This window comes from Bordetella ansorpii (assembly GCF_900078315.1).
GTDB classification, from domain to species: Bacteria; Pseudomonadota; Gammaproteobacteria; order Burkholderiales; family Burkholderiaceae_B; genus Bordetella; species Bordetella ansorpii.
Map to the genome: position 1 here is coordinate 43,744 of NZ_FKBS01000013.1, position 13,199 is coordinate 56,942.

A 13,199-nucleotide genomic window follows, 5' to 3' on the forward strand; every position below is an offset into this window, starting at 1 on the left:
CGCCGGCCTGGCTTTCTCCCTGTTTCCCACGAACGCTCGCGTGCGGCGCCAGGCATGATGCCCCTTCGCCACAACGCCTGGCGCCTGACGCCGCTGGCCCTGTCCATGGCGATGGCCGCCGTGGGGGCGGCGCTGCCCCAGGGCGCGCAGGCGGCCGGCGCCTGGTTCGCGGCGTCGGGCGCGGGCAAGACGACCGCGGCGCAGAACGAGGGCCTGGGGCGTGCCGGCGGGCCGCTGCCCGGTACGGGCGCGGCCGCGGCCCAGCAGGCGGCCGCCAAGCAGAAGCTGGCGCGCTCCATCGACAACCTGAACCGCACGGCTGGCGCCATCGCCGCCCAGCAGGCCGCACAGGCCGCCGCGCGCAGCGCCGCCCAGCAAGCCGCTTCGGACATTCCCGACGGCCTGGCCGAGGGCGGCCTGAAGATCGACACCCAGGCCGCCACGGCAGGCTGGCTGAACGCCGCGGCCCCCGTGCAGACGGCCTCGGCAGGCAAGACCACCGTGACGGTGCAGCAGACCGCCGACCGCGCGATCCTGAACTGGGAGACCTTCAACGTCGGGCGCAACACCACGGTGGATTTCGCCCAGCAGGCCGACTGGTCGGTGCTCAACCGCGTCAACGACCCGAAGGCGCGGCCCTCGCAGATCCAGGGCGCGATCAAGGGCGGCGGCACAGTGCTGCTGGTCAACCGCAACGGCATCGTGTTCACGGGCACGTCGCAGGTCGACGTGCGCAACCTGGTGGCGGCGGCGACGGACTTCACCGACGCGCAATTCCAGGCCAACGGCATCTACGGCGCCAACGGCACGGGCCAGAGTTTCACCAACGCGGGCGGCAATGTGCGGGTGGAGGCGGGTGCGCAATTGAGCACGCTGGCGCCCACGTCCGTGACGCAGGGCGGCGGCTACGTGCTGCTGCTGGGCAAGGAGGTGCGCAACGCGGGCCGGATCGCCACGCCGCGCGGGCAGGCGCAACTGGCCGCGGGCGACAGCTTCGTCATCCGCAAGGGCTACGCGACCGACGGCAACACCTGGTCGACCACGCGCGGCAACGAGGTGTCGCCGCAGATGAACGGCCGCACCGACGTGGGCCTGGTCGAGAACACCGGCCTGTTGATGGCCGCCGAGGGCGACATCACCCTGGCCGGCCACGACGTGCGGCAGAACGGCGTGGCGGTGGCGACCACCACGGTGAACCAGCGCGGCACGGTGCACCTGCTGAATTCGGCCACGGACGCGACGGGCAGCGTGATGCTGGGCGCGGCCGCCACGACGGCGGTGGTGTTGCAGGATGATGGCACGACCGCGCTGGACAGCCAGCGCACGGCGCTGGTGGTGGATTCGGCCACGCAGGACGGGCTGCGCGTGTACACCGGCCTGTTCGACAACCTGTCGGTGCTGTCGGACCGCCGCGACCAGTCGCGCGTGGAGATCGTCTCGGGCAATACCGTGGATGTCGCCGGGGGCAGCCTGACGCTGGCCACGGGCGGGCAGATCGCGGTCAGCGCCGCCAAGCGGGCGCAGGTGGAAAGCGGCGCGACGCTGGATGTCTCGGGCGCGGTGGGCGTGCAACTGGCGATGTCCACGAACAACGTGCAGGTCAACATCCAGGGCAACGAGCAGCGCGACGCGCCGGTCAACCGCGACAGCGGCACGTTGAACAACTCGGACGTGTGGGTGGACATCCGCCGGCTGCTGTACGTACCGGCGGGCACGGGCGGCTATGCCGGCGACCGCTACTACACGTCGGGCGGCCTGCTGGAGGTCAGCGGCTACCTGGGCACGCAGGGCCACACCATCGGCCAGTGGGCGGCCACGGGCGGCACGGTGGCGCTGTCGGGCGCCGAGGTGGTGACGCGGCCGGGCGCGATGGTGAACCTGGCCGGCGGCAGCTACGACGTGCAGTCGGGCTATCGCAACGTGACCTGGCTGCGCGGCGGCGACGGGCGGCTGTACACGGTGGACGACGCCCCGGCGGACCTCGCGTTCGCGGGCGTGTACCAGGGCTATGAAGACAAGCACGCGCGCTGGGGCGACGAGTCGTCGCGGTTTTTCCGCAGTCCGCTGATCGCGCCCGAGCGCGTGTACGAAGCCGGCTACACGGTGGGCCGCGATGCCGGGCGGCTGATCGTCAGCGCTCCGACCGCCATCCTGGAAGGCGCGCTGGACACCAGCGTGTACGACGGCCCGCGCCAGGGCGACGCCGCCGACGCCGCGCAGCGCGACAGCTATCTGCAGTCGCAACTGGCGGTGGCCCGTCCGGGCGGCCTGGCCATCGGCCGGTACAACGCGCAGGGCCTGCAGGGCGGCTACGCGACCGACGTGAGGATCGGCGACATCGCGCCGCTGCAGGACGCGCCGGGCGTGAACGACGCGCTGCCCGAAGACCGCCTGAACACGGCCTGGCTCGACGCGGCGACGCTGAACGCGGCCGGGCTGGGCAGCCTGACGATCACCACGACGGACCGGATCAGCGTCGCGTCGCCGCTGCAACTGGCCACGGGCGGCAGCGTGAAGCTGTCCTCGACCACCATCGACGTGGCTTCGACCATCACGGCGCGCTCGGGCAGCATCGTCCTGGCGACGTTCTACGACAGCCCCAGCGGCAAGACGCTGATGGCCAGCAGCAGCGGCGCGAGCCCGAGCATCGTGCTGCAGCCCGGCGCCGCGCTGGACACGCACGGCCTGTGGGTGAACGCCTTGATCGATCCAGCCGGCACCGCCGGCCTGGCCTACCTGGACGGCGGCGATGTCACGCTGGATTCGTCGGGCGCGGTGACGCTGTCGGCGGGCAGCCTGATCGACGTGACGTCGGGCGGCGCGGTGCTGCAGAAGGGCAAGACGCAGGGCGGCAAGGGCGGCGACGTGACGCTGATCGCGGGCGATCCGTTCGGCGGCGGCGGCGTGGCGCCCACCACGCCGGAGAACGCCCTGCATGGCCTGATGACGCTGGATGGCGCGATACGCGCCTACGGCGTCAACGGCGGCGGCACGCTGACGGTGAATTCCACGGGCAACCTGCTGATCGGCGACATCGCCGAACTGGCCGGCGGCAAGCTCGCGGCTGGCACGGCCGCGCCGGTGGCGCTGAAGCTGGCCGAGGCATTGACCATTCCGGCGGGGGTGCCCTTGCCCATGGCCTACTCCGTGACGTTCTCCACGCTTGCGCTGGACACGCCCTCGCCGGCGGCTGTCTCGCTGGTCGTGCCGACAGTGAGAACCTCCGCCGCCTGGGTCTTGCCGGCGGGGCTGGGCGCCATCACGTTCGACCCGCTCGGTTTCTACAACGGCGGGGATGTATTGCCGGCCAATTCCAAGGTGCTTGCCTGGAACGGCACCCTGCCCGCGGGCGGCGTCGTGCCGTCGAGCGTCTTTCCGGGAGGCATCTCGATCAATCCGTACACGACCACGCTGGCCGCGGGCGCGGTGTCGCCCACGCCCGTGGTCTACGCGGCCGGCACCGACATCGCGCGCGGCCAGGTGCTGCCGCAGACCGTCGCCATCACGCCGGCGCCGTCGCTGGACCAGGATTTCTTCACGGCGGGTTTCGCCAAGTACGACCTGAACGGCGGCCAGGGCGTGATCGTGGCGCGCGGCGCGCAGATTGCACCCGTCATGCCGGTGTACCAGTTCACGGCCGGCGCGCGGTCGGCGCCCTCGGGCAGCGACGTCTCGGCGGGCCTGTCGGCCTGGCTGCCCTCGCTCTACACCGAGCACCCCGACACGGCCACGCTGACGCAGCGCGGCGGCGCCAGCCTGATCCTGCACACGATCACGCGCAGCGGCTCGAACGTCATCAACGGCGGCGGCGCGATGATCGTGGGCGAAGGCGCGGCGCTGACGGTCGATCCCGGCCAATCCATTACGTTGGACAGCTTCGGTCCGCTGACGCTGGACGGCAGCCTGGTGGCCCACGGCGGGGCGATCACGCTGACCGGCGCGGCCATCGGCGATTCCGCACAGACGCGCAACTTCGACAAGGCGGGCAACAACCTGGGCAACGCCTTGTGGATCGGCGGCAGCGCCGTGCTCGACGCGTCCGGCCAGGCGTATGGCGCGCTGGACCGCTACGGCCGCGCCTATGGCGTGGCCGGCAACGGCGGCGCCATCACGCTGGACGGCGCCACCTCCTTCGTGATCGTGCGCCCCGGCGCGCAACTGAACGCCGACGGCGCCGCGCAGACCGTGGACATGGCGGCGGGCCAGGATCGCGGCGTCGCGCAGGTCCCGCTGACGCTGGCCGGCAATGGCGGCAGCATCGTTTTCAGCTCGGGCAGCGGGCTGTACCTGAACGGCGATTTCCATGCGCACGGCGCGGGCCCCGGCGCGGCCGGCGGCAGCCTGTCGGTGACGCTGCGCACGCTGTCTTATAAGGTGGAGCCCTCGTACACCATTCCGGACAGCGTGCTGGTGCCCAGCACGATGGTGGTGACCCAGGCGGCGGCTGCCGACGTGCTGCCGGCCGACCAGGCGCCCGGCCAGGCCACGGGATTGAATTTCGGCTACAGCGCCCTCGGCGCGGACCAGGTCCGCGCCGGCGGCTTCGACGCGCTGTCGCTGTATTCGGGCGACTACATGCAGTTCCAGGGCGATGTGAGCCTGGACCTGGCTCGCAGCGTCAGCCTGAGCGCGGCCTCCTTCACGTCCGGCCCGCCCGCGTCGTTCACCGTTCCCGAGCCGCTGGGCACGGCGCCGGCCGTGATCGATCCTTCGACGCCCACCGCAACGGGCAATGTGCGGATCGCGGCGCCGTATGTCCACCTGACCGGCGTGAACACGGCCATTCCCGACGGTTCGGTCAGCGGCAGCGCCGGCAATCCCATGCGCCTGATCCCGCTGCCCACGGAAGCCACCTTCGAGGCCGATGCCGGCCTGCTGGACATCGACGGCATGATCGCCTTTTCTTCCACCCTGCGTAAATACGACAGCGCGACGTTCCGGTTCGTCCACCGGCCGTCGCCGGGTTTCAAGACGGTCCGGCTGGTGAGCCAGGGCAACCTGCGCTTTACCCCGACCGACGCGCCCAATGGCACGACGGTGCGCACGCCCTGGGACATCGAGTTGCTGGCCGCGCAGATCTACCCGACCACGGGCACGCGCGCCGCCGTGTATGCGGGCTATTACAACCGGGACTACGACGCGACGTTGACGGTGGGCCGCACCACGGGCACCGTGCCGGACGCACCGCTGTCGGTGCTCGGCAACCTGACGCTGGCCGCGCCCATCATCGAACAGGGCGGGATCGTGCGCGCGCCTTTCGGGGCGATCTATCTGGGGGTGACCGATGACAACCCCATCACCCAGCGGATCGACCTGCTGCCCGGCAGCCTGACGTCGGTCTCGCTGGCCGGCGTGACCGTGCCCTATGGCGGCACGGTCGACGGCGTGACGTACACCTACAACGGCACGGCCGTGTCCGCGCGCAGCCTGACCAACATGGACTCCAACGCGGTCACCATCCAGTTGGCCAGCCGGGCCGTGGACGTGCAGGACGGCGCGACCCTGGACCTGTCCGGTGGCGGCACCCTGGCCGGCGCGGGCTTCGTCAGCGGCCGGGGCGGCTCGGTGAACGTGCTGACCACGCCGCTGGTCAACGCCAACCCGTCCCACGCCGGCAGCCAGGCGGGCAACAAGGTCTACGCCCTGCTGCCCGGCTACGCCTCGGCCTATGCGCCCATGTCGCCGGAAAAGGGGGCGGGCGACCCCGCCATCGGCCAGCAGATCACGCTGACCAGCGCGGTGGGCGATCTGCCCGCCGGCACGTATACGCTGCTGCCGTCGAACTACGCGCTGCTGCCGGGCGCGTATCGCGTCGAACTGGGCAGGACGCTGCCGGCGGCGCTGCCGCGGACGGTCGCTCTGACGGACGGCAGCTATGCCGCCTCGGGGTACGTGGGCATCGCGGGCACGCAGGTGCGCGCCAGCCTGCCGGCGCAGTTGCTGATCACCCCGGGTTCGGTGGTGCGCACCTATTCGCAATACAACGAGCAGAGCTACAGCGCGTTCCAGATCGCGCGCGCCCAGCAGTTCGGCGGCGTGCGCCCCCTGCTGCCCGAGGACGGCAAGAGCCTGATGCTGTGGTTCAACGCACCGGCCGAGGCCGGCACGGCGGCCCTGACTTTCGACGGAACCGCGCTGCTGCAGGCCGCGCAGGGCGGCTATGCCGGCCAGGTCGTCACGCGCAACGTGGGCGAGCTCTACCTGGACGCGCCGACGGCGGACTTCACGGGCGTCTCGGTCTCCGCCGACGCCCTGAGCGCGATCGCCGCGCCGCGCCTGCTGGTCAACGGCCTGCTGCAGGTCAGCGACGGCCGCATCCGCCTCACGCAGGCGGGCAGCAACGACCTGATCGTGCGCGACGGCGTCACGTTGACGGCCGGCGAAATCATGCTGGTGGGCGGCAACATCACCATCGGACGCGATGCGATGCTGTCCACGGTGGGGCAGGGCGCCGGGTTCTTCGACACCGCCAGCACCGGCCTGGCCTATGAGGCATGGGCGACGGCGCTGGCGCTGTCCAACGGACAGGCCGACTTCATCACGTCGAGCAACGGCGGCGCCGGCACGATCACCGTCAGCGAAGGCGCGTCGCTGTATGGCGAAAACACGCTGGCGTTCGCCACCAAGGGGCAGGTCAGCCTGGACGATGGCGCGCACTTCGGCGCGCGCCGCATCAGCCTGGCGGTGAACAGCCTGAACATCGGCAGCGCCGAGGCCATCGCGGCCGCGGGCTCGCCGGCCGGCACCGTGTTCGACCAGAGGCTGTTCGACCTGCTGTTGCATGGCGATCCCCTGCACGGCGCGCCGGCGCTGGAGCGCCTGATCCTGACCACCGGCAACGCCATCAACCTGTTCGGCACGACGCAGCTCGACGCGCGCGGCACCGGCGTGAACCTGGTGCTCAACGCTTCGGCCCTGTACGGGTACGGCAGCGACGGCGACCAGGCCACGCTGGCGGCGGACCGCCTCCAGTGGAACGGCGTGGCGGGCGTGAACCCGCCGGCCATCCCGGCGGGCGGCGCCGGCACGGGAAGCGGCACGCTGACGCTGCGGGCCGACGAGATCGCGCTGGGACAATTCCTGTCCCTGGACAACAGCGTGATCAGCCGCACCGCGTATGGCTTCGCCAACGTCGATCTGGATGCGGGCCAGCGCATCGTGGCCGCCGGCAACGGCGCGCTGTATGTGTACCAGGCGCCCAGCACGGCCGCGGGCGCGGTGTTCGGCAAGAGCGGCACGGGCGGCAACCTGACGCTGCGCACGCCGTTGCTGACGGGCATTCAGAAGTCGATCGCCGCGTACACGGCGGGCGGGGCGTTGCGGGTGGTGGCCCCCGATGGCGTGGCGCCCAGCACGGCGGCGTCCACGGTGGCCGGGGCCGAGATCGACCTGTCGGGCGACAGCGTGGCCATCGGCAGCACCATCCTGCTGCCCAGCGGCAAGCTGGTCGTCAACGCGCAGCACGACATCGCCTTGCAGGACGGCAGCCGCATCGACCTGCGCGGCGTGCCGTCGATGATCCAGAGCGCGACGGTCTACGGCTTCGGCGGCGATGCGATCTTCATCAGCGCGCAAGGCGGCGTCGTCCAGGCGGCGGGCGGCACCATCGACGTGTCGGCCACCCACGCCGATGCCGGCACGATCAGCGTCAGCGCCGCCGACGGCGCCGTGGCGCTGGCGGGCGTGCTGAACGGCGCGGCCGACGACGGCTACGCCAGCGGCGCGTTCGACGTGAAGGCCGCCACGCTGGCCGACTTCGGCGGCCTGAACGCCAGGCTGACGCAGGGCGGCGTGCTGCAGTCGCGCAGCTTCGCGCTGACCACGGGCGACCTGATCCTCGGCGATGGTGTGAAGGCGCACACCGTCGAGGTGTCGGTGGACGAGGGCAGCCTGACGGTGGCCGGCCTCATCGACGCCAGCGGCGCCGCGCCGGGCACCATCCGCCTGTCCGCGAAGAACGGCCTGACCCTGGCCGCCAACGCCGTGCTCGACGCGCACGGCACCGTGCTGCAGACCGACAGCTACGGCGCGGCCATCGAGGCGCTGAACCGCGGCCACATCGAACTGGCCGCCACGGGCGGCACGTTGACGCTGTCGCGCGGCGCGACGCTGGATCTGTCCACGCCCGACGGCGTGGCCTACGGCGACGTGCAGCTCTTTGCGCCGCGCACGGGCGAGACCTCTGGCGACCTGGCCATCGACGCGGCGGGGCCGCTCACCCTTCGCGGCGCGCACGGCGTGGCGCTCAACGCCATGTGGACCTATGACCTGCCGGGCGGCAGCGTCATCACCCAGGGCACGCTGAACGGGTACGACGCGCAAAGCCAGGCCTTCATCGCGGCGGCCTATGGCGGCAACGCCAGCGCAGGGGCGCTGACCGCCACGCTGCGCGGCAAGCTGGCCGGCCTGCTGGCGCAGGGCGAGGCCTTCCACCTGCGCCCCGGCGTGCAGATCACCTCCAGCGGCGACCTGTCGACCTCCGGCGACATCGACCTGGCCGGGTACCGCTACGGTCCGCATGCCGACCGCGACACGGCCTCCGCGTTCTATGGGGCGGGCGAGCCGATGTACCTGTCGATCCGCGCCGCCGGCAACCTGGACATCAAGGGCAGCCTGTCCGATGGTTTCCAGGCGGTGCCGGGGATTCCGGGGGTATACGCCGACATCGACGTGCCTGGCAGCGGACTGTTCCAGCGCTACTCCAACAGCGGCTATACGTACTGGCAGGACAGCGGCACGGAAGTCGCCCTGGGAGCGGACTGGCTGATTCCGACCACCGGTTTCTACGCCTGGTGGCTCAACACCTGGTGGGGCGTGCCGCTGGTCGACACCAGCGGCAATAAATACTATCCCGGCTCGCTCGTGCGCGCGGGCACGACGCTGAACCCGCGCACCTCGGGCAACTACGGCACCATCGCCTTCGATGCCTCCGACCTGCCGAGACTGCAGATCGCGGTGAGCCCGGCGGTGCCCGGGTCGGCCGCCACGTCGCCGAAGGCGGCCATGCTCGCGGCGGGCTCGCTGTCCGCCTCGCTGCGCCTGGTGGCCGGCGCCGACCTCGGGGCGGCCGATACCCGCGCCGTGCAGTCCGCGGCGGCCTTGAACGGCGGCGGCAACCTGCGGCTGAACGACCCGGCCTATACCGCCGCCGGCAACGGCTCGTCCTTCAGCGTGCTGCGCACGGGCGCCGGCAGCCTCGATTTGCTGGCCGGCGGCAGTTTCAGCGAGGCCACGCCCTACGGCGTGTATACCGCGGGCACGCAGTCCGCCGCCGTCCTGGCGGCCGACGGCAGCAACCCGTACGACCTGATGGGGGCCGCGGGCGCGGGCCATGCCTGGTATCCGGAACAGGGCGGCGATCTGCTGCTGAAGGCGGGCCTGGACGTGCGGGGCTTCATCCAGACCAGCGACAACTCCCGGCGTTTCGTCGACAGCGATCTCACCAGCAACTGGCTGTGGCGCCAGGGCGCCAGCGCCGTCTCCAACGATCTGGGCGCGTGGTGGATCAACTTCGGCGCCTCCGCCAACACCAATCCCGCCGTCCATGCGCCGCTGCTGAACGCCCTGATCGGCTTCCAGGGCATCGGCACGCTGGGCGGCGGCAATGTGTCCGTGATCGCGGGACGCAATGCCGGCACCATGGACGGCACGGGCATCGCCGTCTCCAGCGGCCTGGACCTGGCGGCGGCGTCGACCGGACGCGTCCTGGCCGACGGTTCGCTGCTGCAGACCGGCGGCGGGAACATCGTGGTCAAGGTGGGCGGCGCACTGAACAAGATGACGCCGGTCAACCCATCGACCTATACGTCCGACTACTACGGCGCGATCACCGCGCTGCGCGGCGACGTGGCCATCGACGCCGGCAGCGTGGGCGCGATCGCCCAGAACACGTTCGCCGCCAACTGGACCTCGTACGACCCGCGCACGCTGGACGTCGCCACGCTCAAGCGCGCCCTGTTGGCGCAGGGGCCCACGGTGCTGCCGGGCGACGGCAGCGTCGTCGTGACGGCGCGTGGTGACCTGGTGTTCGGCGGGGCGGGAGACCCGGGCATGACCGCTTCCGCGGACCGTGACCAGTGGTGGTACACGCCGGCGGGGGCGGCCACTCCCGTGCGCGGCGCCCTGACGCAATTCACGCTGTGGCAGCCGGACACGGCCATCGCCCTCTATTCCGCGGGCGGCGACGTCACCCCGCAGAGCGGCCTGTCCGCCTCGCTTCAGAACAGCGGCAATTTCTTCCCGGGCACCTTGACCGTGGCGGCCGCCAACGGCGACATCCGTTTCGGCGAGGCCACGTCGGCCTCCAGCGGCACGGCTTCCCTGGAGCTGATCCCTTCGGCCCATGGCCAACTCGACCTGCTGGCGGCTGGATCGATCTACGGATCGGCGCATGTGGTGGCCATGTCGGGCGCCGATCCGGCCAGCCTGGCCACGCCGCTGCGCCCCGTGACGACCATCGGCAATGGCAGCAACGCCACGCAGGACGCCGCTTATCTGGCGGACAACAGCCGCCTCAATCCGCTGGCCTTCGGCGAGGATACGCCGACCGGCAATCTGCACGCCGACGACGCGCGGCCCGCGCGCGTCTATGCCGGCGTGGATATCGACGACCTGGTCATCGGCAAGGCGCAGAAGCTGATCGCCAATGTGGGCCAGGGCTTTCTACCCACGCATACGACCTGGTACGTCGCGGCCAAGCCGTTCGAGGTGATCGCCGGACGCGACATCGTCGGCACGGGATCCACGCCCAGCGTATTCGCCAACAACGGCGCGAACGACATCACCGTGTTCCAGGCCGGCCGCGACATCGTTTACCAGTCCATCGTCATCGCCGGACCCGGGCTTCTGGACGTGCAGGCCGGCCGCAACCTGAACCAGGGCTACTACGGCTCGCTGGACAGCGTGGGCCCGCTGTACGGGGTGAACAGCACCAGCCGGTCCGGCGGCGCGGGCATCGCCGTCTCGGTGGGCGCGGGTGCGCAAGGCCCGGACTACGCCGACTTCGCGCGCCTGTATTTCGACGCGGCCAACCAGGCGGACCTGACGGCGGGCCGCACCCTGGCCGAGCAGCCGGGCAAGGTGGCGCATGCCTACGCGGGCGAACTCGGCGAGTGGCTGGCGCAACGCTACGGCTACGCCGGTTCGCCGGATGAGGCGCTGGCGTACTTCCTGGCCTTGCCCGCCGCGCAGCAGGGCATCTTCGTGCGCCAGGTGTACTACGCCGAACTGACCGCCGGCGGCCGCGAGTACAACGATGAGGCCGGCCCGCGTTTCGGCAGCTACCTGCGCGGCCGGCAGGCCATCGCGGCGCTGTTCCCGGCGACGGATGCGGCGGGCAACGCCCGGTCGTACACCGGCGACCTGACGATGTTCAGCGGCATGGGCAAGCTCCCTTCGGGCACCGTGGCGCTGCTGGACAGCGGCATCCACACCGAATTCGGCGGCGACATCCAGATCCTGAATCCGGGCGGCCGCACGCTGATCGGCGTGGAAGGCATCACGCCGGGATCGGGCGCGGGCCTCATCACGCAGGGGTCGGGCAACATCGACATCTATTCGCTGGGCAGCATCCTGCTGGGCCAGAGCCGCATCATGACGACCTTCGGCGGCGGCATCCTGGCGTGGTCGGCCCAGGGCGACATCAACGCGGGCCGGGGCGCCAAGACCACCGTGGTCTATACCCCGCCGCGCCGGGTGTACGACAACATCGGCAACGTCACGCTGTCGCCGCAGGCGCCGGCCACGGGCGCGGGCATCGCCACGCTGAACCCGATTCCGGAAGTGCCGCCGGGCGACGTGGACCTGATCGCACCGCTGGGCACGATCGACGCCGGCGAGGCGGGCATCCGCGTCTCCGGCAACGTCAACATCGCGGCGCTGCAGGTCGTCAACGCGGCCAACATCCAGGTGCAGGGCGAGTCCAAGGGCATTCCGGTGACGGCGGTGGTGAACACCGGCGCCCTGACCAACGCCAGCTCGGCGGCCACCAGCGCGGCCACGGCGGCGCAGGACGCCGTGTCGCGCTCGCGGGCCGCGGCCCAGAAGGCCTTGCCGTCCATCATCAGCGTGCAGGTGCTGGGCTTCGGCATGCCCGACGGCGGTGGCGCGCCGGCCGCGCCGTCAGGCGGGCCGGGGGCGAGTTCGTCGGGGGCCGCCGGCTACCGCGCCGCCGGCATGGTGCAGGTGCTGGGACATGGCAACGATCCGGCCCAGGCGGCCAGCCTGACGCCGGGCGAGCGGCGCAACATGGGGTTCTGACGGCGGCCTCGCGTGCGGGCCGGCGCCTCGTGGCAGGCGCCGGCCCGCACGTGGCGCCGGCTCAGCCGGCCTCGATCAATGCGGCGTAGCCTGCACGCGAATCCGGCCATTGCAGCGTCAGTCCGCTGCCGCGAAGCCGCGCATTGGACAGCCGCTTGCTGCCCACGCCGGGTGGCGGCGGACCCTCGGCGGGCGCGGGCGCGCCCAGCAGCCCGGCCAGGTAGCCATACAGTACGTGCAGCGGCAACGGCGTGTCGTCGCAACCGATGTATACGGGCGCGACCTCGGGCGCATGCAGCAGGTGCGCCACGGCGGCGGCGGCATCGTCGATGTGCATGCGGTTGGCCCAATGCGGCGGGTCGTGCGGCGCGCGGGCATCGCCCGCGCGAACGCGCTCGATCAATTGCGCGCGCCCCGGGCCGTACAGCCCCGCCAGGCGCAACGCCGTCGCGGGCAAGCCCTGCCGGGCCAGCCACTGTTCGGCCTGCAGCAGAATCTCGCCATTGAATCCCTTGGGTTGCGTCGGCGCGCTTTCATCGATCCAGGCGCCGCCATGGCCGCCGTACACCGCCGACGACGAGATGAACACCACGCGTTCGAGCCGCGCGCGGTCCAGCGCGCCGAACACGTGGGGCAGGGGATCGGTGAAGACGCGGGCGTAGGCCTGCGGGTCGCGCTTGCCCGGCGAAGGCAGCCAGGCCACGCGGGTGATGCCTTCCGGCAATCGCGCCAACTGATCGGGCTGGCCCAGGTCGGCCTGCAGCCAGCGCAGGCCGGCGGGCGCGTCGGCGGGCGGCGCCGAACGGCGCAAGGCCCATACCTCGTCGCCGCGCGCCAGCAGCAGGCGAGCGGCGCGCATGCCCAGGTCGCCGCAGCCGACCATCAAGATGCGTTCCATCCGCGTCTCCCTGGAGAGTGGAGCCGCCGCGCGGCCAAGGCGC

General features: G+C 71.6%; 2 protein-coding genes. One reads left to right on the plus strand and one right to left on the minus strand.

Features of this window, described 5'->3' with window-relative positions; all coding sequences use genetic code 11:
* Positions 1 to 54 precede the first annotated feature (54 nt).
* Positions 55 to 12,258 carry a filamentous haemagglutinin family protein gene (locus tag A7W11_RS06470; RefSeq protein WP_066410199.1) on the plus strand — a complete coding sequence of 4,068 codons (12,204 nt, stop codon included), beginning with the start codon at positions 55 to 57 and terminating at the stop codon, positions 12,256 to 12,258.
* A gap of 61 nt (positions 12,259 to 12,319) precedes the next feature.
* On the opposite strand, the gene A7W11_RS06475 is transcribed toward A7W11_RS06470, so the two are convergent.
* Positions 12,320 to 13,156 carry an NAD-dependent epimerase/dehydratase family protein gene (locus A7W11_RS06475; protein ID WP_066410200.1) on the minus strand — a complete coding sequence of 279 codons (837 nt, stop codon included), beginning with the start codon at positions 13,154 to 13,156 and terminating at the stop codon, positions 12,320 to 12,322.
* Positions 13,157 to 13,199 lie beyond the last annotated feature (43 nt).